Source organism: Streptomyces sp. NPDC047886 (assembly GCF_043204435.1).
Lineage (GTDB): Bacteria > Actinomycetota > Actinomycetes > Streptomycetales > Streptomycetaceae > Streptomyces.
Window position 1 is genome coordinate 364,130 of record NZ_JBIDCF010000001.1, and the last position, 21,940, is coordinate 386,069.

Genomic DNA, 21,940 nt, shown 5'->3' on the forward strand with positions numbered 1-21,940 from the left:
CACCCATGCGCTCCCAGGCTGTCGGCCCCTCCCGGCCGGGCGGCGTCCGCAACCCCGTCGGCGGCCATGTGCCCGTGGCCGGCGGCCTGGCCAGAACCGGCCTCGCCTACGCCCGTGAGCTGGGCGCCGAGACCGTGCAGGTCTTCGTGGCCAACCCGCGCGGCTGGGCGACTCCGGCCGGGAACCCGGCGCAGGACGAGCTGTTCCGCGCGGCCTGCGAGACCGGGGGCATCTCGGCGTACGTGCACGCCCCGTACCTGATCAACTTCGGCTCGCACACCGAGGCGACGGTCGACCGGTCGGTGGATTCCCTGCGCCACTCGCTGCGCCGGGCCCGGGAGATCGGCGCGCTCGGCGTCGTCGTGCACACCGGTTCGGCGACCGGCGGCCGCCCCCGCGAGGAGGCGCTCGCCCAGGTGCGGGAGCGGATGCTGCCGCTGCTGGACGAGCTGACGCACGCCGACGACCCGTTCCTGCTGCTGGAGTCGACGGCCGGCCAGGGGTCGTCTCTCTGCTCGACGGCGGCGGACTTCGCACCGTACTTCGCGGCGCTCGACGCCCACCCCAGGCTCGGCGTCTGCCTGGACACCTGCCACATCTTCGCGGCGGGGCACGATCTGACCGGCGAGCACGGGATGCGGCGGACGCTGGACGAGCTGGTCGGGACGGTCGGCGAGGGCCGGCTGAAGCTCGTGCACGCCAACGACTCCAAGGACGTGGTGGGCGCCCACAAGGACCGCCACGCGAACATCGGCGCCGGCCATATCGGCGAGGACCCGTTCCGCGAGCTGATGCGCCACCCGGCGACCGAGGGCGTGCCGCTGATCATCGAGACCCCCGGCGGCAGGGAAGGGCACCTGGCGGACGTGGAGAGGCTGAAGAAACTGCGCCATCACTGACACCCCCAGCACCGCACGGACCCTTGGGAATACCCTAGGGGGGTATATGGTTCCCGCTGTCGTCAGGAACCGCCACCCGGCATTGGGGGACCTCTCATGAGGCACGACAGCGACACCCGGCCGACCGCGCACAGCACAGCGCCCGGCACAGCGCACACCGAGCACCCCACAGAGCGCACCGCACCCGCCCCCGTCCGCCACGACGGGCACGCTCAGCACCCCGAGCACACGGGCGGCCATCAGGACCACCACGGGCCCCACGACCACCGGCACGCCACCGGCAAGGTCAGCTGGGCCGTGGCCGCCAAGGCCACGCTCCACTGCCTCATCGGCTGCGCCATCGGTGAGGTGCTCGGCATGGTCATCGGCACCGCGCTCGGCTGGGGGAACGCGCCGACCATGGCCCTCGCCATCACGCTGGCGTTCTTCTTCGGCTACTCGCTCACCCTCTGGGCCGTCGTACGGGCCGGGCTGGGCCTGAAGGCCGCCATCGGCGTCGCCCTGGCCGCCGACACGCTCTCGATCACCGTGATGGAGGTCGTCGACAACGGCGTCCTGCTGCTGGTGCCGGGCGCGATGGACGCGCACCTGGCCGACGGCCTGTTCTGGGGCGCGCTGGGCTTCGCGTTCCTGGTCGCCTTCGCCGTCACCACCCCGGTCAACAAGTGGATGATCGGTCGCGGCAAGGGGCACGCGGTGGTCCACCGGTACCACCACTGACGCTCGTACCAGGAGTCAGAGCTCCGGGCCGTCCCCCGGCTCCTCCTGGTACGAGTACCGCTGCTCGGTCCACGGGTCGCCGATGTTGTGATAGCCGCGCTCCTCCCAGAAGCCGCGGCGATCGGCGGTCATGTACTCCACGCCCCGGACCCACTTGGGCCCCTTCCAGGCGTACAGGTGCGGCACGATCAACCGCAGCGGGAAGCCGTGTTCGGCGGTGAGCAGCTCACCGTCCTTGTGCGTGGCGAAGATGGTCCGCTCGGACGCGAAATCGGACAGCCGCATATTGGCGCTGAATCCGTACTCGGCCCACACCATCACATGGCTGACGGACGGCGCCGGCGGGGCGAGTTCCAGGATCGTCCGGGCGGGCACCCCACCCCATTCGGCCCCGAGCATGCTGAATTTCGTGACGCAGTGCAGATCGGCCACGACGGTGGAGAACGGCAGCGCCGAGAACTCCTCGTGATTCCAGCAGCGCTTGTCGCCGTCCGCCGTGGCGCCGAAGACCCGGAACTCCCAGCGGTCGGGCTTGAACTTGGGGACGGGACCGTAGTGGGTGACCGGCCAGCCGCGCTGGAGTCGCTGTCCCGGCGGAAGCTCGGACTCCCTCGCCGCCCGATGTTCCTCGCTCTCCGGCTGACCCATGGCTCAATGGTGACAGACCGGGAGGGGTGGTCATGACCAGCACCCGACCCGATTCGGGCAACTCCTACTAAGCCTGCACTTACTGGACGACCTTCGACGGTGGTGCGAGGATGCGCGCATCCTGCCCCTTTCACTGCGCGGAAGGAGCCTCTGCGATGCAGGGCGACCCCGAAGTCATCGAGTTCCTCAATGAGCAGCTGACTGCCGAACTGACCGCGATCAACCAGTACTTCCTGCACGCCAAGATGCAGGAGAACTTCGGGTGGACGAAGCTCGCGAAATACACGCGCGCGGAGTCGTTCGACGAGATGAAGCACGCCGAAGTGCTCACCGACCGCATCCTTTTCCTGGACGGCCTGCCGAACTACCAGCGGCTGTTCCACGTCAGGGTCGGCCAGACGGTCACCGAGATGTTCCAGGCGGACCGGCAGATCGAGGTGGAGGCGATCGACCGCCTCAAGCGGGGCATCGAGCTGATGCGCAACAAGGGCGACATCACGTCGGCCAACATCTTCGAGTCGATCCTCGCGGACGAGGAGCACCACATCGACTACCTGGACACCCATCTGGCACTGATCGACAAGCTCGGTGAGGCGCTGTACATCGCCCAGCACATCGAGCAGCCGGACAGCTGACCGCGCCCCGCCACGCCCGGCCGAGCGAACCGGGCGGATACGGTGCGCCAGACGGCTCGGGTGGACCAGGCGGCTCGGGTAGACCAGGCGGCTCGGGTAGACCGGGCGGCTCGGGTGGACCCGGCGGACCGCTCAGGCCCGGCAGGCCGGGTGGACCGGTCAGGCCGCCTCGGAGAGGTCCGTGAGCGCCGGCTCACCCTGGTCCAGCAGCTCGCGCCGCGGGCAGGTGCCCCGGCCGAGAATGGCCTGGATGCGGCGCACGCAGGAGCCGCAGTCGGTGCCCGCCTTGCAGGCCGACGCTATCTGGCGGGGCGTGCAGGCGCCGGCGTCCGCGTGTTCCTTGACCTGCTTCTCGGTGATACCGAAGCACGAGCAGACGTACACGCGGGTCACCTCCCTGCAGGTCTCAAGGCTCGACGCCCCCCGCTTGATCGGTGAGGCTAACCTAACCTTACCCATCGGGCGGGATACGCAAAAGCCCTGTCGAGCCCGGAAGCAGCGATGGGGCGCGGATCACATGGATCCACGCCCCACACTGCTGTCAAGACTGTTTCCAGCCAAGATCACCAGTCTTTCACCCGGTCACTCACCCGGGCGGTCCCACCCGGTCACTGGTCGCGGTACATCTCCGCCACCAGGAACGCCAGGTCCAGGGACTGGCTGCGGTTGAGCCTCGGGTCGCAGGCCGTCTCGTACCGCTGGTGCAGGTCGTCCACGAAGATCTCGTCGCCGCCGCCGACGCACTCGGTGACATCGTCACCGGTGAGCTCGACGTGGATACCGCCCGGGTGCGTACCCAGCGCCTTGTGGACCTCGAAGAAGCCCTTGACCTCGTCCAGGACGTCGTCGAAGCGACGCGTCTTGTGACCCGAGGCCGCCTCGAAGGTGTTGCCGTGCATCGGGTCGGTGACCCAGGCGACCGTCGCACCGGACGCCGTGACCTTCTCGACCAGCTCGGGGAGCTTGTCGCGGACCTTGTCGGCACCCATGCGGACGATGAAGGTCAGCCGACCCGGCTCACGCTCCGGGTCCAGGCGGTCGATGTACGTCAGCGCCTCGTCCACCGATGTCGTCGGGCCCAGCTTGATGCCGATCGGGTTGCGGATCTTCGACGCGAACTCGATGTGCGCGCCGTCCAGCTGCCGGGTGCGCTCGCCGATCCAGACCATGTGGCCGGAGGTGTCGTACAGCTCGCCGGTGCGGGAGTCGATCCGGGTCAGCGCCGCCTCGTAGTCGAGCAGCAGCGCCTCGTGCGAGGCGTAGAACTCGACCGTACGGAACTCGGCCGGGTCGGTGCCGCACGCCTTCATGAAGTTCAGCGCGTTGTCGATCTCGCGCGCCAGCTGCTCGTAGCGCTGACCGGACGGCGACGACTTCACGAAGTCCTGGTTCCAGGCGTGCACCTGGCGCAGGTCGGCGTAGCCGCCGGTGGTGAACGCGCGCACCAGGTTCAGCGTCGAGGCCGACGCCTGGTACAGGCGCTTCAGCCGCTCGGGGTCCGGGACCCTGGCCTCCTCCGTGAAGGCGAAGCCGTTGACGGAGTCGCCCCGGTAGGTCGGCAGCGTCACCCCGTCACGGGTCTCGGTCGGCTTGGAGCGCGGCTTCGAGTACTGGCCGGCGATCCGCCCCACCTTCACGACGGGGACGGAGGCGGCGTACGTCAGCACGGCACCCATCTGGAGGAGCGTCTTCAGCTTCGCGCGGATGTCGTCCGCGCCGACGGCGTCGAAGGACTCGGCGCAGTCGCCGCCCTGGAGCAGGAACGCCTCGCCCCGGGCGACGGCTCCCATCCGGGCGCGCAGCTGGTCGCACTCGCCGGCGAAGACCAGCGGCGGATACGACTCGAGGTCCGCGATCACATCGCGCAGAGCCTCGGCATCGGGGTACTCGGGCTGCTGCGCCGCGGGCAGGTCTCGCCAGGTCGCCTTGGCGGCGACGGCTTGGGAATCAGCGTTCACGGTCACGGCTCAACACTAAAGGGTCGAAGCGGTCGCGGGAGAGGGAGCCCGCCTGGTGAGACGGAACCGACAGAACGGTCCGATCGGACGGCCGCCCGCCGGAGCATGCGCTAGGGTGCCGCACATGTTCGCGCAGACGACCCAGAACTGGTGGTGGACCGCTCATCCGGCGGCCACCTGACTCGCGCGCACACAGACCACGCGAAGGCCGCCCGAGGGGCGGCCTTCTCTCGTTGTACGGGCCGTTCCTCCGCTCCACCCCTCCCCAGGACCCGGAAGGAACGCCGCCCCATGGATCTCTCCCGCCCACCCGCCCCGCAGCCGTCCACCCCGCCCGCCCCGCCGCGGTCCGGCGCACCCGCCCGGCCGCTGTCCCCGCAGCCGTCCGGCCCGCCCGCCCCGCTGCTCCCCGGGCTGCTGTCCCGGCTGCTGGACGACGCCTGCCCGCCCTTCGCCCTGCTGCGCCGCCGCACACCCGGCCGCGACCACGACACCGTCGAGCTCCTGATCGGCGACGTCCACGACGTGGAACGGCTCGCCGACCTCCCCGTCGGGGACCGGCCCGCCCTGGCCCTCGTCCCGTTCCGGCAGCTGCGGGAGCGGGGCTTCGACGTACGCGACGACGGCACCCCGCTGACGGTGCTGGTCGCGGCGGAGCGGTACGAGGTGCCGCTCGGCGAGGTGCTGGAGCTGCTGCCCGCGCACGACGTGCGGGTCGAGGACGGCGGGTTCGACGTGCCGGACGAGGAGTACGCGGCGACGGTGCGCCGGGTCGTCCGGGACGAGATCGGGCGCGGCGAGGGCGCCAACTTCGTGATCCGCCGTACGTACACCGGGCGGATCCCCGGATTCGGGCGGGCCGACGCGCTGGCGCTGTTCCGCCGGCTCCTGGCCGGCGAGCGGGGCGCGTACTGGACGTTCGCGGTGCACACCGGGGAGCGGACGCTCGTCGGCGCCAGCCCGGAGGTGCACGTGCGGATGTCGGGCGGGACGGTCGTCATGAACCCGATCAGCGGCACGTACCGCTATCCGGCCGGCGGCCCGACACCGGAGGACCTGCTGGCGTTCCTCGCCGACCGCAAGGAGACCGACGAGCTCTCCATGGTGGTGGACGAGGAGCTGAAGATGATGTGCACCGTCGGCGACAGGGGCGGGGTCGTCGTCGGGCCGAGACTGAAGGAGATGGCCCATCTCGCCCACACCGAGTACGAGCTGCGGGGCCGGTCGACGCTCGACGTACGGGACGTGCTGCGCGAGACCATGTTCGCGGCGACCGTCACGGGGGCGCCCGTGCAGAACGCCTGCCGGGTCATCGAACGGCATGAGACGGGCGGGCGCGGCTACTACGCGGGGGCGCTGGCCCTGCTGGGCACCGACACGGCCGGGGCGCAGACCCTGGACTCGCCCATCCTGATCCGTACCGCCGACATCGCGGCCGACGGGGCGCTGCGCGTCCCGGTCGGCGCGACGCTGGTACGCCACTCCGACCCGGACGGGGAGGTCGCCGAAACCCACGCGAAGGCGGCGGGCGTCCTGGCCGCCCTGGGCGTGCGGCCCGGACGGCCGTGCGCCGATGCGGCGCCCGGAGCGCCCCGGCTCGCCGACGACCCGAGGGTGCGGGCGGCGCTGGACGCCCGGCGCGCGGACCTGGCGCCGTTCTGGCTGCGGATGCGGGAGGGCACCGGCGAGCTCACCGGGCACGCGCTGGTGGTGGACGCCGAGGACACGTTCACCGCGATGCTCGCGCACGTGCTGCGCTCCTCGGGCCTGACGGTCACCGTGCGCCGGTTCGACGATCCGGGCGTGCGGGAGGCGGCGCTGACGCACCGGGGCCCTGTGGTGCTGGGGCCGGGCCCCGGCGACCCGGGTGACACGACCGACCCGAAGATGCGCTTCCTGCGCGCGCTGACCGCCGACGTGCTGCGCGGCCACCGGCACGGCGTCCTGGGCGTCTGCCTCGGGCACGAGCTGATCGCGGCGGAGCTGGGCCTGGACATCGTCCGCAAGCGGACCCCGTTCCAGGGCGCGCAGGTGGACGTCGATCTGTTCGGCACGCGCGAGACGGTCGGGTTCTACAACAGCTTCGCGGCCCGCTGCGACGACGCGGCGGCCGCCGGGCTGGCGCTGCGCGATGTCGAGGTGAGCCGCGATCCGGTGACGGGCGAGGTGCACGCGCTGCGCGGACCGGGGTTCGCGGGGGTCCAGTTCCACCCCGAGTCGGTGCTGACGCTGCGCGGCCCCTCGATCGTGGCGGAGCTGACGCGTCAGACGACCGCGTCCGGCGGCCGGGCGTCCGGCGGCGGCACGAGCACGTTCTCGCTGCGCCTGCCCTCCGCGTAGTCGGTGATGTTCCGCACCGTCGTCGCGATGATCTCGGTCACCGCGTCGACGGTGTAGTACGCCTGGTGGGAGGTGACGACCACGTTCGGGAACGTGATCAGCCGGGCCAGGGTGTCGTCCTCGACCACTTCCAGGGACTTGTCGAGGAAGAAGAGACCGGCCTCCGCCTCGTACACGTCGAGACCCACCCCGGCGAAGCGGCCCGCGCGGAGCTCCCGGACGAGCGCCTCGGTGTCGATGAGGCCGCCACGACTGGAGTTGACGAGGATCGCGTCGTCCTTCATCGACTTCAGCGCCGCCGCGTCGATGAGGTGCTGGGTGGACGGCAGCAGCGGCACGTGCAGGCTGACGACGTCGGACGCGGCGAGGAGCTCGTCCCGGTCGACGTACCGCATGCCGAGGTCGACGCAGGCCGGGTTGGGGGCGATGTCCCAGCCCAGCAGGTTCATGCCGAACCCGTGGGCGATGCGGGTGAACGCCTCGCCGATCTTGCCGGTGCCGAGGACCCCGGCGGTACGGCCGCGCATGTCGCGGCCGAGCAGTCCGTCGAGGCGGAAGTCGAAGTCGCGGGTGCGGTTGGAGGCGCGGACGACATGGCGGTTGACGGCCATCGCCAGCGTCCAGGCGAACTCGGCGACGGAGTACGGCGAGTAGTACGAGACCCGGGCCACGGTGAGGCCGAGCTCCCGGGCGACGTCGAGGTCGATGTTGTTGAACCCGGTGGAGCGCTGGGCGATCATCCGCGTCCCGCCGTCGGCGAGGATGCGCAGCACCCGGGCCCCGAGGTCGGCGTTGACGCTGGTCGAGATGGTCTCGTGGCCCGCGGCGATCGGTGCGGTGTCCTCGGTGAGGAAGACGTCGAGGCAGCGCACGTCGAAGCGGCCCGCGAAGGCCCGCTCGATGAGGGGCCTCTCGTCGGCCTGCACGCCGAATGCCAGGACGTCCACGGCGGTCTCCTGAGGGGTGGGAAGAGCCAGGGCCGGATACGGCGAATATACGGCCCGGTCCCCCGCCGTGCCCGCCGGATCGGGGGCCGTCCGGCCCGCCGGACGTCCCGGGCGCCCGGGCGCCCGTCGGCTCAGGCGTCGTCCAGGCCGCGCTCGATCGCGTACCGCACGAGCTCGACCCTGTTGTGCAACTGGAGCTTGCCCAGGGTGTTCTGGACGTGGTTCTGCACGGTCCTGTGCGAGATGACGAGGCGTTCGGCGATCTGCTTGTAGCTCAGGCCCTTGGCGACCAGCCGCAGCACCTCCGTCTCGCGTTCGGTGAGCTGCGGGGCCTTCGGCTCGCCCGTCCCGGCGGCGGGCGCCGGCTCGGCGGCGAGCCTGCGGTACTCGCCGAGTACCAGTCCGGCGAGGCCCGGCGTGAACACCGGGTCACCGGCGGCCGTGCGGCGCACGGCGTCGATCAGCTCCTGGGTGCTGGCCGACTTCAGCAGGTAGCCGGTCGCCCCGGACTTCACCGCCTCCAGGACGTCGGCGTGCTCACCGCTCGCGGACAGCACGAGCACCCGCAGCTCGGGGCGGGCCCCGACGAGCTCCCTGCAGACCTGCACGCCGGGCCTGGCGGGCAGGTTCAGGTCGAGCACCAGCACGTCGGGCGAGGTGGCCTGGGCGCGGCGTACCGCCTGGTCGCCGTCCCCGGCGGTGGCGACCACGTCGAAGCCCGCCTCCGCCAGGTCGCGGGCGACCGCGTCCCGCCACATCGGGTGGTCGTCGACGACCATCACCGTGATCCGCTGCTCGCTCATCGTCCCGCCTTCCCCCGGGGACCGCGCACGGCCCGTGGAACCTTCAATTCGACCTCCGTGCCCTGGCCCGGGACCGAGACCAGCTCGGCGGTGCCGCCGAGGTCCCTGAGTCGGCCCCGGATGGACTGGGTGACGCCGAGCCGCCCCTCGCCCTCCGCCTGCGCGAGCCGCCCCTCGGGGATGCCGGGCCCGTCGTCCCGGACCGTGACGATCACCTCGTCCGGCCAGTCCTCGACCAGGATCCACGCCCGGGCGTCCGCGCCCGCGTGCCTGCGGACATTGTCCAGTGCGGCACCGACAGCGGCCGCCAGCTCCCGTGCCGCGTCCTCCGGCAGGAGCACCGGGGCGCCCGGCTCGGCGAACGTCACCCGGGACCCGGCGTGCGGGGCCAGCAGGGTCCGCAGGTCGACGGGGCCCGCGGGCACGTCGCCGTCCGGCTCGTCCACGACGCGGACGACGGCGCCCTGCGACTCGTCCTCCGACACGTGCGAGGGGCGGCTCAGTCCGTCGGCCACCAGGGTGCGCAGGGCGACCTCCTGCTCCCCCGCCATACGGCCGAGCTCGGCGGCCTCACCGCCGAGCGCGGTGCCCCTGCGCTGGACCATGGCCAGCACCTGCAGGACGGAGTCGTGGATGTCGCGGGCGAGCCGCTCCCGCTCGCGGGTGGCCGCCTCGATCTCCAGGGCGCGGGCGAGGGTGCGCTCGGAGGCGCGGGCGACCTCCACCACGTAGCCGATGGCGATGGAGGCGACCCACACCAGCAGCACGTTGTGGAGGGTGTCGCGGCTCGGCTGGCCGCGCTCGACGATGTTGGCGACGGCGACCAGCGACGAGGCGAAGCCCGCCCAGCGCCAGCCGCCCTTGATGGCGTACGCGAGGACCGACCCGGCGGTCCAGATCGACGGCAGGGTGGGGCCGTCCTGGAGCTGGGCGTGGACGTCGGCGACCGGGGTGAGCAGGATTCCGGCGAGGGCGATGGTGAGGTCGGCGACGAGGAACCGCTTGGTGCAGCCGGCCGCGCCGGCCACCTTGGGGAGGGTGGCGAGCGTCCAGACCGACATGACGGCGAGGAAGCCGACGGCGACCCACGGGCGTTCGAACTGGTCGCGGGTGGAGACGAACAGCAGGACGGCGTACACCATCGTCAGGACGCGGTACGCGGTCAGCGCGCGCCACAGCGGCTGCTCCACGGACATGCGTACGACGCGTTCGCGTTTGGCCATCTCCCCCACCCACCACCTGCGACGCGCTCAGGCGTCGGACTTCGCGGCCTTCTCGTCCTTCTCCGCCGACGCCTTGGCGGCCTGCTTCGCGGCCTCCTTGGCGGCCTTCTCCGCGTCGGCGATCTGTCGCTTCGCGGCGGTGGCGTAGATGTCGACGTACTCCTGGCCCGAGAGCTTCATGATCTCGTACATCACCTCGTCGGTGACCGAACGCAGGATGAACCGGTCGCCCTCCATGCCGTGGTAGCGGCTGAAGTCCAGCGGCTTGCCGATCCGGATCCCGGGGCGCATGAGCTTGGGGACGACCTTGCCGGGCGGCTGGATCTTCTCGGTGTCGATCATGGCGACGGGGATCACCGGGGCGCCGGTCGCCAGCGCCACGCGCGCGAGGCCGCCGGGCTTGCCCCGGTAGAGGCGGCCGTCCGGGGAGCGGGTGCCCTCCGGGTAGATACCGAAGAGCTCACCGCGCTCGATGACCTCGATGCCGCTCTTGACGGCGGCCTCGCCCGCGCCGCGGGCTCCGGACCTGTCCACCGGCAGCTGGCCGACGCCCTTGAAGAAGGCGGCCGTGAGCCTGCCCTTCACACCGGGCGACGTGAAGTACTCGGCCTTGGCGATGAAGGTGACCTTCCGGTCCAGCACCGCCGGCAGGAAGAACGAGTCCGAGAAGGACAGGTGGTTGCTCGCGAGGATCGCCGGCCCCTCGGCGGGAATGTTCTCGAGGCCCTCCACCCAGGGCCTGAAGGCGAGCTTCAGCGATCCCCCGATCGAGAACTTCATTGCGCCGTAGATCAACTCGAATTCCTCCTGTGTGCCGTCGGTCAGACCTTAACCCGGATGGGGCTCCCCCTCCGTCCCCGCGGCCTCGGTCGCGGCTGTGACGGACCTGGTCGGTGTCAGCCCGGTCGCGTACGGTGAAGTACACATTTCCCGAGCCCCATCGAATCCGAACAGGAGACCTTCGTGCCGGTCCTCCCTGGAGCCGAGCCGTACCGCCATGAGGGCGGCGAGGTCGGCGTGCTGCTCTGTCACGGCTTCACCGGTTCCCCGCAGTCGCTGCGCCCGTGGGCCGAGTATCTGGCCGAGCGTGGTCTGACGGTGTCGCTCCCGCTGCTGCCCGGGCACGGCACCCGCTGGCAGGACATGCAGGTGACCAGCTGGCAGGACTGGTACGCGGAGGTGGACCGCGAGCTGCGCACGCTGCTTGAGCGGTGCTCCGAGGTCTTCGTCTTCGGACTCTCCATGGGCGGCGCGCTGTCGCTGCGGCTCGCCGCCAAGCACGGTGACGCCGTCAAGGGCCTCGTCGTCGTCAACCCGGGCAACAAGGTGCACGGGGTGATGGCGCACGCGCTGCCGGTCGTCCGCCACCTCGTCCCGTCGACCGACGGCATCGCCAGCGACATCGCCAAGGAAGGCGTCAAGGAGATCGGGTACGACCGGGTGCCCCTGCACGCGGCGCACTCCCTGCGGCAGTTCTTCCGGGTGGTGGACGGCGAGCTCCCGCAGGTCACCCAGCCGGTGCTGCTGCTGCACAGCCCCCAGGACCATGTGGTGCCGCCGGCGGACTCCGCGCGGATCCTCAGCCGCATCTCCTCGACGGACGTGAAGGAGATCCTGCTGGAACAGAGCTACCACGTGGCGACGTTGGACCACGATGCGGAGCGGATCTTCGAGGAGAGCTACGCGTTCATCGGCCGGCTCGCGTCGCGTGTCGGCGAGAAGGGGAGCACCACCGGTGGCTGAGCAGCACGACGCGGACCACGGCCGTCAGGACGGCCGGGACGAGCCGGATCAGCGCGACCAGCAGGACCAGCGGGACCAGCAGCAGGGGGACGGGGGCGGCCAGGGGGAACGGCGGGACGAGCGGGTGAGCGGGGAGCGGCCCGAGCCGCTGGACGAGGAGGCGGCCTGGGCCGCGATCGTGGCGGCGTACGGCGAGGAGCCGGTCGATCCGCCGGGGGCCAGGCCGTTCCGGTCGATCGAGGACCTGGCCCTGCTGGAAAACCCCTCCGACGACGGCGACGGCGGCGACGACCGCAGCACCGGCCGGGGCCGGGCCGGGAGCAGCGGGGACGACGGCGGGGACAAGGGACTCGACAAGGGGTTCGGCAAGAGCGCCGAGCCCACCGAGGACCGCGAGGGCGCGGACACCTCCGAGGCCGACGGGGACGCGGGCGCGGCGCCCGCCCGGCCGCTGGGCGGCTCCGTCGTCTTCGCGCCCGGCGTCGGCATGGCCGGTCCCCGCGACTACCGGGTGGCCGAGCCGAAGGACGACGACTCCGACGCGGGCGACGAGGGCCACTTCGTACCGCCGGAGCCGCCGCCGCTGCCGGAGGCCGACACGACGGCCAAGTTCGGCTGGCTCGGGGTGATCGGCGGACCGGTGCTGATGCTGGTCGCCGTCGTGCTCCAGTGGGACATGACCTGGTGGCTGACCACGCTGTGCGTCGGCGGCTTCCTGGGCGGCTTCGTCACGCTGGTGGCCCGGATGCGGCACGGCGACGACGACGAGGACGACGACCCGGGGCGCGGCGCGGTCGTCTGACCGCCGTTCTCAGACGGCGGGTACGCGCAGGGCGGCGAGGACCGGAAGGTGGTCCGTCGCCGCCCTGAGGTCCGCGTCCGTGACCCCGGGCAGCCCCCGGGGCACACCGCAGCCGAGCACCTCGACGCCCTTCGTCGCGAAGACGGCGTCGATCCGCTGGTGCGGCTCGTCGGGGGTCGAGGTGTACTCGCCGCCCCACGGCCGTACGGTCCAGCAGTCCTGCAGCTCGGCGGCCAGCCGCCGGAAGGACCTGCCGTCGGGCCGCTCGTTGATGTCGCCCGCCGCGATCGCGTACGGCACGTCCATCGTGGCCAGCCGGTCGAGCAGCATCCCGGCCTGCGCGTACCGTTCGTCGCCGCGCAGGCTCAGATGGCAGCTCAGCAGGCCGATCCGCGCCCCGCCGATCCGTACGACCGCGGTCGCGAAGCCGCGCCGGTGCAGACCGGGGGTGAGCGGCAGCAGCACGTCCTCCGCCCGTTCGGCGGTGACGCGCAGCGAGCACAGCAGCAGCGGGCCCGACGCGGTGGCGCCGCCGCCCAGCACCACCAGGTCGCTCTTGGCCGCGAGCCGCGCCGCGTGCTTGCGCCAGCGGAAGAAGCGCGGCGCCTCCTGCACGAGGACGACGTCGGGCGCGCATGCCTTGATCACCCGGGCGATGGCGTCCTCGTCGTCGCGCATCGAGCGGATGTTGTAGCAGAGCACCCGGATCACGGCCGAACCGTCCGGCTCGGTGCGGGAGTCGGGCAGAGCGGGGAGCGCCATGACCAGCAAGATACGGCAGCGCCCGCCGCATCCCCAGAGGGCGCGGCGGGCGGGACGCGCCGGGGTTCAGCCCTGACGGGCGAGGTCCGCGGCGCCGACCAGACCGGCCTTGCCGCCGAGCTGGGCGGCCAGCACCTGGGCGTGCGGGCGGTACTGCCCGCCCACCAGCCAGCGCCGGAACGACTTGCGGATCGGGTCGAGGACGAGTTCGCCCTCGTCCGAGACGCCGCCGCCGACGATGAACGCGGACGGGTCGAACAGGGAGGCCAGGTCGGCGAGGCCGGCGCCCGCCCAGCGGGCCAGCTCGCGGAACGAGTCGACGGCCACCTTGTCGCCGCGGCGGGCGGCGTCGCTGATGTGCTTGCCCTCGATGCCGTCGGCGGTGCCGTCGCCCAGGGAGAGCAGGATGCCGGCGTTCTCGGGGGTGGCGTTGGCGCGCTGCTTCGCGTACCGCACGAGGGCGCGGCCCGAGGCGTACTGCTCCCAGCAGCCCTGGCTGCCGCAGCCGCACAGCAGACCGTCCGGGACGACCCGGATGTGGCCGAACTCGGCGGCCACGCCGAACCGGCCGCGGCGCAACTTGTTGCCGATGATGATGCCGCCGCCGAGGCCCGTGCCGAGCGTGATGCAGATGACGTCGTCGTGGCCCTGGCCCGCGCCGAACCGGTACTCGCCCCAGGCGGCGGCGTTGGCGTCGTTCTCCACGACGACCGGCAGTCCGACGCGCTGCTCGACCTTGTCCTTCAGCGGCTCGTGCCGCCAGTGGATGTTCGGTGCGAAGAGGACCGTGGCGCGCTTGTCGTCCACGTAGCCGGCGGCGCCGATGCCGACGGCCTCGATGTCATGGCCCTTGCCCGCCTCCGAGACGGCCGCGGAGATCGCGTCGACGATGCCTTCCGGAGTCGACGGGGTGGGCACCTTGTGGGTGTCGAGAATGGTGCCCTCTTCGTCGACCACGCCGGCCGCGATCTTCGTGCCGCCGATGTCGACGCCGATGGTGAGTCCCATGTGTCCCTCAGTTTTCGGTCGAGCCCCGCTACGGCCAACCGTACCCGAGGGAGGGCCCCGGCCCGTTACGTCCGTTCAGTCGAGGTCGATGTGCTCGCTACCGCCCGGACCCTCGTCGTTCTTCTCGTCTTCCGGCCGGGGGCCGTGCGTCCAGCGGCGCTCGTGGCCCTCGACGGCGGAGCGGTAGGCGGCGAGGAGTTCACCGCCGGCGGCGGCGAGATGGTCGAAGACCTGCGGATTGCGCTCGATCACCGGCTCTATCGCGGACTTCGCCTGGTCGACGAGGTGCCGGACCGTGCCCTGGGCTCCCGCGCCGAGGAGCGGGTTCCCCAGCGAGGTGACCTTGTCGGCGACGGCGTCGACGAGTTTGCGCAGCTCTTCGGCGGCCGAGCCGGGCGGCGGGCCACCGGTGCCCCGGCGGCGGGCCTTCTCGGCCGCCAGGTCCTCGGCGCAGGCCCGCGCCCAGGCGTCCGGGTCGGGACGGTCTGTGGCATCGCTCATGCCTCGACGGTACCCGAACGGTGGACGCGGATTCAGGGGGTACGGGGCCACAGGCCGGGGTCCGGGGTGAAACGGACGCTCAGCACCCCGTCCTGCAGGCCGGCCCCGGAGACGGTGCAGCGGCGCAGCACGGAAGGCAGCGGGGTGATCCGCCGGAACGGTCCGACGGTCAGGACGAGTTCGTCGCCCCGCCGCACCAGGCCCAGGTCGCTCTTGGCGGCGCCGGGCAGGGGGATGCGCCAGACCAGCACCCCGTCCTCCTCGCGCCGGTCGTCCACGCTCCAGCCGGGTGCGGCCAGGGGCGGCGCGGGGCACAGCCCCTCCAGCAGCGCCAGGTCCTCGGCCGAGCGGGGGTCGCGCCCCAGGTGCGGAACCTCCGCGACCTCGTACTCGTCGCGCAGCGCCTTGAGGTGCGTCTGCTGCTGCGCGGCGAGCGCGGCGAGCCACGGGTCGGCGGACGTGGTGGGCAGCAGCCGGTTGGCGACCACCGGGTCCAGCGCGAGCCGGTGCAGCGCCAGGCCGGCGCGGGCCGCGCGCAGCGCGTCGGCGGCGGCCGGGCCCGGTTCCAGGACGAGCCGGACGCTGGTCGTCGGGGCTTCGACGAGCTCCTGGACGGCAGCCAGCTCGGCCTCCCAGCGGGCGGCGGTGCGGTAGAGCCAGTCGGCGGGCATGGGCACTCCGGCGAGCTGCGCCAGCATGGGCCGCAGCGCACGGGCCGCCTGCCGCTCGGGCGGCAGCAGTCGGCGCAGATAGCGGCGCAGCTGCTGCGGCAGGGCGAGCAGCCGGACGGCGTCCTGGACGGCCGGAAGGTCCACGACGACCAGGTCCCAGTCGCCCCGCCCGGCGTCCCTGAGGGCCCGCAGCAGCGCGAACCGGTCGCTGCCGGGCAGCTCGGTGAGTTCCTCGTCGTCCAGCCGCCCGGCGCCGAGCATGTCGAGGGCGGTGGCGGCCCGCTCCTGGAAGGCGAGCAGCTCGGCGCGGAAGTGCGCGCCCGAGTCGACCCGGGTCACGACGGGGCCCTCGGCCGGGAACCGTTCGGCGATGTCGTCGCCCGTCACCAGCAGCACCCGCCGCCCCTCTCGGGCGGCCTGGACGGCGGTCGCTGCGGCGACGGTGGTACGCCCGGCCCCGCCGGGCCCGGTGACGAGGAGGGTACGCATCCCCGAACCGTACCGCTGCCCACCGGCGGGAGGGGACGTGGAGGGTCGCCCCCGCAGGGTCGGCCGGAACGGCACGGCTCCCAGGACCGGGACCCGAACCCGGCCGACCCGAGGAGGTGAGCCCGGAACGGCACCGACCCCCACCCGCTCGGGGCAGAAACCCACAGACCGGCAAAACCCACCGGGCAGGAACCCACAGAACCAGCGCAACCCCACCGGGAGAAACCCGCAGACCGGTAGAACCCCACCCCGGAGAAACCGAGCAGCACGAACCCACCACGGAGGCAGGAGGAACCCCACCACGCAGGCAAGAGGAAACCCACCCGCAGGCAGGAAGAGACCCACCCGCAGGCAAGAGGAAACCCACCCGCAGGCAGGAAGAGACCCACCACGCAAGCAAGAGGAGCCCCACCACGCAGGTAAGAGGAAACCCACCCCGGAGGCAAGAGGAGGCCCGGGAGCCCCCCGGGAGGTGGGCCGGGGCGGTCAGGCCGGGTGGGACTCGACGCGCTTCTTGAGGCCCGCCAGCGCCCGGTCGATGATGACCTTCTCGGCCTTGCGCTTGATCATGCCGAGCATCGGGATCTTGACGTCCACGGTGAGCCGGTACGTCACCTCGGTGCGGTCGCCCGCGCCGAGGGGGGCCAGCTGGTAGGAGCCGTCCAGGGCGCGCAGCATCTGGGACTTGACGAGCGTCCAGCTGACCTCGTCGTCGCCGGTCCAGGTGTACGCGAGCGTGTGGTCGTCCTTGATCGCCCCGGCGTCCAGGACGAGGCGGACCTGCTCGGCGCGGCCGGCGGCGTCCTTGGAGAGCACCTCGGCCTCCTTCACCTCACCCGTCCACTCCGGGTAGCGGGAGAAGTCGGCGATCACCCCCATGACCTCGGCCGGTGCCGCCTCGATCGTGATGCTCGAGCTGGTGTGTTCCGCCATCGCTGTGGCTCCTCCGGGGGGCTCGGTACGTGGTGTGCAGGCTATCGCGTGCCCGCCGGTCACCACTCCAGGGCCCAGGGCCTCCCCGACGCCGCGAAATGGCCCACGTTCACGCACTCGGTCGCGCCCACGCGCATCCGCCGGGCGAGCGGCTGGTGGACGTGGCCGAACAGGGCGTACCGGGGCCGTGTGCGGTGGATCGCGTCGAGCAGCGCGCGGCTGCCGCGCTCGAAGCGGCGGGCCACGGTGTCGTAGGTCAGTTCGGGGACCTCCGGCGGGATGTGCGAGCACAGCACGTCGACCTCGCCGAGCGCCTCGACCTTCGCGGCGTACTCCTCGTCGGGGATCTCGTACGGCGTGCGCATCGGGGTGCGCAGCCCGCCGCCCACGAACCCGAAGACGAGGCCGCCGAGCTCGACGCGTTCGCCGTCGAGGACGGTGGTGCCGGGTGCCGCGTACTCGGGCCACAGGGCGGGGATGTCGACGTTGCCGTACGTGGCGTACGTCGGCGTGGGGAACGCCGCGAACAGCTCGGCGTACTGGGCGCGTACGGCGGACTCGATCGCGCTGTTCCGGTCGACGCCCCGCTCCGCGAGCTCGGCCCACAGCCGCCGGGCGAACGCGCGGGCCTCGTCGAAGCGGCGGGCGGTGCGCAGGGCGACGATGCGGCCGGCGCTGGCCGCCCCGAAGAGTTCGGGGAAGATTCCGCGCGAGTGATCGGCGTAGTCGAGGAAGAGGACCAGGTCGCCGAGGCATATCAGGGCGTCGGCGCCGTCCCCGGCTCTGGCGAGGTCCCGGGCGTTCCCGTGCACGTCGCTGACCACATGAACTCGCATGTCACCCCACCTTAGGCGGTCGATCGCGGGCCGGACCTGCGGTTACTTCCGAGTCGTCCCGGGAGTGGACTACTGTGCGCGAAGCACCGCCAATTACGCGTGACGTTACGTGTGACGCACAGAACATCTGGCCAGGACCCCCTATCGGGAACCGAGTACTGGTGGGTAACGTCCGGGCAGTCCAGTCGTGCTCACCCCCACATGAGCACCTGCCCGTCTTGGACCGCAGCCGGCGCGTCACACAGAGCCGTGGCGTCGGCGCCCGATGAGGAGCAGCAGTCTTGCGCGAGTTCAGCCTTCCGGCCCTGTACGAGGTCCCCGCGGACGGCAACCTGACGGATCTGATCCGCCGCAACGCCGCTCAGCATCCAGACGCCGCGGTGATGGCCCGCAAGGTCGCGGGCGCCTGGGCCGACGTCACCGCCACGCGGTTCCTCGAAGAGGTCCGCGCCGCCGCCAAGGGCCTGATCGCGCGGGGCGTCCGCCCGGGCGACCGGGTCGCCCTGATCTCCCGTACCCGCTACGAGTGGGTGCAGCTGGACTTCGCGATCTGGAGCGCCGGCGCGGTGACCGTGCCGGTGTACGAGACGAGTTCGCCCGAGCAGATCCAGTGGATCCTCGGCGACTCGGGCGCGGTCGCGGCGATCGTGGAGACCGGGGCGCACGCCGCGTCCGTGGAGTCCGTACGGGACGCGCTGCCGGAGCTGAAGCACATCTGGCGGATCGACGCGGACGCGGTCGGTGAGCTCACCGAGGCGGGCGTGGACGTCACCGAGGAGACGGTCGACGAGCGCAGCGCCGCCGCGAAGGCCGACGACATCGCCACGATCGTCTACACGTCGGGCACCACGGGCCGCCCCAAGGGCTGTGTGCTGACGCACCGCAACTTCTTCACGGAGTGCGGCAACCTCGTCGAGCGGCTGGGGCCGCTGTTCCGTACCGGCGAGTCGTCCGTGCTGCTCTTCCTGCCGGCCGCCCATGTCTTCGGCCGGATGGTCGAGGTGGCGTCGGTGCTGGCCCCGATCCGGCTGGGCTGCGTCCCGGACATCAAGAACCTCACCGACGAACTGGCCTCGTTCCGGCCTTCGCTGGTGCTCGGCGTGCCGCGCGTCTTCGAGAAGGTCTACAACGCGGCGCGCGCGAAGGCGCAGGCGGACGGCAAGGGCAAGATCTTCGACAAGGCGGCGCAGACGGCCATCGCGTACAGCCGGGCCGTGGACAGCCCGCAGGGCGTGCCGCTGGGCCTGCGGATCAAGCGCGCGGTCTTCGACCGGCTCGTCTACTCCAAGCTGCGCGCGGTACTCGGCGGTCGCGTCGAGTACGCGATCTCGGGCGGCGCACCGCTGGGCGAGCGCCTCGGCCACTTCTACCGGGGCATCGGCTTCACGGTGCTGGAGGGCTACGGCCTGACGGAGTCGTGCGCGGCGACGGCGTTCAGCCCCTGGGACCGGCAGAAGATCGGCACGGTCGGGCAGCCGCTGCCGGGTTCGGTGGTGCGGATCGCCGACGACGGCGAGGTGCTGCTCCACGGCGAGCACATCTTCAACGGCTACTGGAAGAACGAGTCGGCGACGGCCGAGGTGCTGGTGGACGGCTGGTTCCACACGGGCGACATCGGCACGCTGGACGAGGACGGCTATCTCGCCATCACGGGCCGGAAGAAGGAGATCCTGGTCACCGCGGGCGGCAAGAACGTCGCTCCGGCGGTGATCGAGGACCGGATCCGCGGGCACGCGCTGGTCGCGGAGTGCATGGTGGTGGGCGACGGGCGCCCGTTCGTGGGCGCGCTGGTCACCATCGACGAGGAGTTCCTGGGGCGCTGGGCCGCCGAGCACGGCAAGCCGGCGGGTTCGACGGCGGCGGCGCTGCGCGACGACCCGGATCTGCTGGCCGAGGTGCAGCGGGCCGTGGACGACGGCAACGCCGCGGTGTCCAAGGCGGAATCGGTGCGGAAATTCCGCATTCTCACCTCCCAGTTCACGGAGGAGGCGGGGCACATCACCCCGTCCCTGAAGCTGAAGCGGAACGTGGTGGCGAAGGACTTCGCCGACGAGATCGAGGCGATCTACCGCGCGTGAGGCGCCGCCGCGTTCACCGTCCGGGCCCCGTGCGTCGTGAGCGCCCCGCTCACCGTCCGGACCCCGTGCGCCGTGAGCGCCCCGCTCACCGTCAGCGCTCCGAGCACCGTCCGGGCCCCGCTCATCCCGTGGGTCCCCGCCGCCCGGTCGGGACCCTCCGCCCCGCCGGGCCCGGCGTCCCGTCCTCGGCGATCACGCGGTCCATGGTGCGTTCGGCCAGGGCGGTGATCGTGAGGAACGGGTTGACGCCGATGGAGCCCGGGATGAGGGCTCCGTCGGTGACGTACACGCCGGGGGCACCTCTGACCCGGCCGTAGTCGTCGGTCGCGCGGCCCAGCGGGCAGCCGCCCAGCGGATGGTAGGTGAAGTCGTCGGCGAAGGCGCGGTTGCCGCCGAACAGGTCGTAGCGGTAGATCGTGCCGTTCCTGGCGTTGACACGGTCGAAGAGCCGCTTGGCCGAGGCGACGGAGACCTGGCTCTGCTCGCGGGTCCAGTGCAGCCGTACGGTGTCGGTCGCCGCGTCGTAGCGGAAGCCGCCGCGTTCGGGGTTGCGGGTGATGGCCAGGTAGAGGCTGATCCAGTGTTCCAGGCCGGTGGGCAGCGGGGCGATCTCGGCGAAGACCGGGTTGGCGGGATCGGCCCGGTTGTCGATGCCCATGACGGGCATGGTCGACTGCTTCTCGCCGACGGTGTCCCAGAGGTGGTTGGCGCGGCCGGTCATGACGTTGCCGTTGGTGCCCCAGGCGGTGCCGATGTGCTCGCCGAGGTCCGGCAGGGCGCCGGTCTCGCGGGCGCGCAGCAGGAGTTCGGTGGTGCCGAGGCTGCCTGCGGCCAGGAAGAGCCGGTCGCAGGCGAGTTCGCGGGTGGCGACGACCCTGCCGGTGGTGTCGATGCGGTCGGCGGTGACGACATAGCGGCCGTCGGGCTCCCGGCGCAGCGCGCGGGCCCGGTGGAGGGTCTCGACGGTGACGTTACCGGTGCCGAGCGCGGCGGCGATGTACGTGCGGTCGAGGCTGCGCTTGCCGTGGTTGTTGCCGTAGATGACCTCGCCCGCCAGCGCGGATCTCACGGCGGTCCCTTCGGCTTCCCGGCGCATGTGGCCGAAGTCGTACACGTTCGGTACGAAGGTGGTCGCGAGGCCGGTGCGGGCGGCGTGCGCGCGGGAGACACGGGTGTAGCGGTACCAGTCGGTCGACTCGAACCAGGCCGGGTCGACGCTGTTGACGCCCAGCATCGCGCGGGCGCGCGGGAGGTACGTGCCGTACATGGCGGTCGCGTCCAGCGACGGCAGGACCTGGGAGAGGTAGGCGCGGTCGGGCGTGACGGCCATGCCGCCGTTGACCAGGGAGCCGCCGCCGACGCCGCGCCCCACGTACACGCTGATGTCGCCGTGCCGTACGCGGTCCAGGACGCCGGGGTAGGGGCTGATGTCCTTGTTGACGACGTCCAGCCAGAGGAAGGTGGCGAGCGGCGCCTCCGTGCGGGTGCGGAACCACATGGAGCGGTGGTCGGGGGCGGTCGTGGAGCAGAAGACCCGCCCGTCCGGTCCCGGCCGGTCCCAGAGGGCGCCCATCTCCAGGACGGTGGTGCGGATGCCCGCCTCGCCGAGCCGGAGGGCGGCCACGGCGCCGCCGTAGCCGGTTCCGACGACGAGCGCGGGGCTGTGGTCGGCCGTGCCCCTGGCGGGGGCGGCGGCGGACGGACCGATACGGGTGAGGCCGAGCGCGGCGGCCGTCTGGAGGGCGCCGAGACCCAGGAGGTGACGGCGCGTCAGATGTGAGTTCATAGCCGCAGCATGCGCGGATTACGGGCTTCCGCCCAGACATCGCGGGGTACCGGTTCCCGGGCCGTCAAGACCACGATTCCGGCCGCCGGCGCGCCGCCCGCCCGCACCCGCCCACCAGAGCCGCCTCCGCCCCCGTCCCTGTCCCCGCCCCCGGGGCT

General features: G+C 72.1%; 22 protein-coding genes. 8 read left to right on the forward strand and 14 right to left on the reverse strand.

Features of this window, described 5'->3' with window-relative positions; all coding sequences use genetic code 11:
• The first annotated feature begins 5 nt into the window (after positions 1–5).
• Together ACGF5U_RS01630 and ACGF5U_RS01635 are read left to right on the forward strand one after the other, a co-directional pair.
• On the forward strand, positions 6–899 hold the full coding sequence (locus ACGF5U_RS01630) for a deoxyribonuclease IV (protein WP_392713896.1): 894 nt from the start codon (positions 6–8) through the stop codon (positions 897–899).
• 96 nt (positions 900–995) lie between these two features.
• Positions 996–1,619 (forward strand): DUF4396 domain-containing protein, encoded by a 624-nt coding sequence (locus ACGF5U_RS01635; RefSeq protein ID WP_392713894.1) that lies wholly within the window; start codon positions 996–998, stop codon positions 1,617–1,619.
• A 15-nt stretch (positions 1,620–1,634) separates the two neighbouring features.
• Here ACGF5U_RS01635 and ACGF5U_RS01640 read toward each other — a convergent pair whose 3' ends face one another.
• Complete coding sequence (locus ACGF5U_RS01640) at positions 1,635–2,267, reverse strand: sulfite oxidase-like oxidoreductase (RefSeq protein ID WP_392713892.1); 633 nt, start codon at positions 2,265–2,267, stop codon at positions 1,635–1,637.
• 155 nt (positions 2,268–2,422) lie between these two features.
• Here ACGF5U_RS01640 and bfr point away from each other — a divergent pair, with 155 nt between their 5' ends.
• Positions 2,423–2,902, forward strand: a complete 480-nt coding sequence (gene bfr, locus ACGF5U_RS01645; RefSeq protein WP_392713890.1) for a bacterioferritin — start codon at positions 2,423–2,425, stop codon at positions 2,900–2,902.
• Between the two features lie 159 nt (positions 2,903–3,061).
• Here bfr and ACGF5U_RS01650 read toward each other — a convergent pair whose 3' ends face one another.
• Both ACGF5U_RS01650 and ACGF5U_RS01655 read right to left on the reverse strand, forming a co-directional pair.
• Entirely contained in the window at positions 3,062–3,295 is a 234-nt protein-coding gene (locus ACGF5U_RS01650; RefSeq protein ID WP_392713888.1) for a bacterioferritin-associated ferredoxin, read from the reverse strand.
• A gap of 215 nt (positions 3,296–3,510) precedes the next feature.
• A complete protein-coding gene (locus ACGF5U_RS01655; protein ID WP_392713886.1) occupies positions 3,511–4,866 on the reverse strand; it encodes a class II 3-deoxy-7-phosphoheptulonate synthase in 1,356 nt (451 codons plus the stop codon).
• A gap of 118 nt (positions 4,867–4,984) precedes the next feature.
• Between ACGF5U_RS01655 and ACGF5U_RS01660 the strand changes: the two genes are divergently transcribed.
• Together ACGF5U_RS01660 and ACGF5U_RS01665 are read left to right on the forward strand one after the other, a co-directional pair.
• On the forward strand, positions 4,985–5,041 hold the full coding sequence (locus ACGF5U_RS01660; RefSeq protein ID WP_392714394.1) for a trp operon leader peptide: 57 nt from the start codon (positions 4,985–4,987) through the stop codon (positions 5,039–5,041).
• A gap of 110 nt (positions 5,042–5,151) precedes the next feature.
• On the forward strand, positions 5,152–7,200 hold the full coding sequence (locus ACGF5U_RS01665) for an anthranilate synthase family protein (RefSeq protein ID WP_392713885.1): 2,049 nt from the start codon (positions 5,152–5,154) through the stop codon (positions 7,198–7,200).
• On the opposite strand, the gene ACGF5U_RS01670 is transcribed toward ACGF5U_RS01665, so the two are convergent.
• The 4 genes from ACGF5U_RS01670 to ACGF5U_RS01685 all read right to left on the reverse strand — a co-directional run bounded on the left by ACGF5U_RS01670 (position 7,125) and on the right by ACGF5U_RS01685 (position 10,953).
• Positions 7,125–8,147 (reverse strand): 2-hydroxyacid dehydrogenase, encoded by a 1,023-nt coding sequence (locus ACGF5U_RS01670; RefSeq protein WP_392713884.1) that lies wholly within the window; start codon positions 8,145–8,147, stop codon positions 7,125–7,127. The genes ACGF5U_RS01665 and ACGF5U_RS01670 overlap by 76 nt on opposite strands.
• 131 nt (positions 8,148–8,278) lie before the next feature.
• Complete coding sequence (locus tag ACGF5U_RS01675) at positions 8,279–8,950, reverse strand: response regulator (protein WP_392713882.1); 672 nt, start codon at positions 8,948–8,950, stop codon at positions 8,279–8,281.
• Positions 8,947–10,173, reverse strand: coding sequence for a MacS family sensor histidine kinase (macS, locus tag ACGF5U_RS01680; RefSeq protein WP_392713880.1), 1,227 nt, complete (start codon positions 10,171–10,173; stop codon positions 8,947–8,949). The genes ACGF5U_RS01675 and macS overlap by 4 nt, the downstream gene beginning before the upstream one ends.
• Positions 10,174–10,200: 27 nt before the next feature.
• Complete coding sequence (locus ACGF5U_RS01685; protein WP_392714392.1) at positions 10,201–10,953, reverse strand: lysophospholipid acyltransferase family protein; 753 nt, start codon at positions 10,951–10,953, stop codon at positions 10,201–10,203.
• A 183-nt stretch (positions 10,954–11,136) separates the two neighbouring features.
• Here ACGF5U_RS01685 and ACGF5U_RS01690 point away from each other — a divergent pair, with 183 nt between their 5' ends.
• Positions 11,137–11,916 (forward strand): alpha/beta hydrolase, encoded by a 780-nt coding sequence (locus ACGF5U_RS01690; protein WP_392713878.1) that lies wholly within the window; start codon positions 11,137–11,139, stop codon positions 11,914–11,916.
• A complete protein-coding gene (locus tag ACGF5U_RS01695; protein ID WP_392713876.1) occupies positions 11,909–12,718 on the forward strand; it encodes a hypothetical protein in 810 nt (269 codons plus the stop codon). Before ACGF5U_RS01690 ends, ACGF5U_RS01695 begins: the two co-directional genes overlap by 8 nt.
• 9 nt (positions 12,719–12,727) lie before the next feature.
• On the opposite strand, the gene ACGF5U_RS01700 is transcribed toward ACGF5U_RS01695, so the two are convergent.
• The 6 genes from ACGF5U_RS01700 to ACGF5U_RS01725 form a co-directional block, all read right to left on the reverse strand.
• Positions 12,728–13,480, reverse strand: a complete 753-nt coding sequence (locus ACGF5U_RS01700) for an endonuclease/exonuclease/phosphatase family protein (protein ID WP_392713874.1) — start codon at positions 13,478–13,480, stop codon at positions 12,728–12,730.
• A 66-nt stretch (positions 13,481–13,546) separates the two neighbouring features.
• The gene (locus tag ACGF5U_RS01705) at positions 13,547–14,488 is read right to left on the reverse strand and encodes an ROK family glucokinase (protein ID WP_392713873.1); all 942 of its coding nucleotides are present in this window, start codon (positions 14,486–14,488) and stop codon (positions 13,547–13,549) included.
• 75 nt (positions 14,489–14,563) lie between these two features.
• Positions 14,564–14,989, reverse strand: a complete 426-nt coding sequence (locus tag ACGF5U_RS01710; protein WP_392713871.1) for a DUF5304 domain-containing protein — start codon at positions 14,987–14,989, stop codon at positions 14,564–14,566.
• A gap of 32 nt (positions 14,990–15,021) precedes the next feature.
• Positions 15,022–16,149, reverse strand: a complete 1,128-nt coding sequence (locus ACGF5U_RS01715; RefSeq protein WP_392713870.1) for an ArsA family ATPase — start codon at positions 16,147–16,149, stop codon at positions 15,022–15,024.
• 486 nt (positions 16,150–16,635) lie between these two features.
• Positions 16,636–17,082, reverse strand: coding sequence for an SRPBCC family protein (locus ACGF5U_RS01720; protein ID WP_392713869.1), 447 nt, complete (start codon positions 17,080–17,082; stop codon positions 16,636–16,638).
• Between the two features lie 59 nt (positions 17,083–17,141).
• Positions 17,142–17,918, reverse strand: coding sequence for a metallophosphoesterase (locus ACGF5U_RS01725; RefSeq protein WP_392713868.1), 777 nt, complete (start codon positions 17,916–17,918; stop codon positions 17,142–17,144).
• Between the two features lie 281 nt (positions 17,919–18,199).
• Between ACGF5U_RS01725 and ACGF5U_RS01730 the strand changes: the two genes are divergently transcribed.
• The gene (locus ACGF5U_RS01730) at positions 18,200–19,996 is read left to right on the forward strand and encodes an AMP-dependent synthetase/ligase (RefSeq protein ID WP_392713867.1); all 1,797 of its coding nucleotides are present in this window, start codon (positions 18,200–18,202) and stop codon (positions 19,994–19,996) included.
• Positions 19,997–20,117: 121 nt separating this feature from the next.
• Here the strand turns inward: ACGF5U_RS01730 and ACGF5U_RS01735 are convergent, their stop codons facing one another.
• Positions 20,118–21,782 carry a GMC oxidoreductase gene (locus ACGF5U_RS01735; RefSeq protein ID WP_392713866.1) on the reverse strand — a complete coding sequence of 555 codons (1,665 nt, stop codon included), beginning with the start codon at positions 21,780–21,782 and terminating at the stop codon, positions 20,118–20,120.
• Positions 21,783–21,940: the final 158 nt, after the last annotated feature.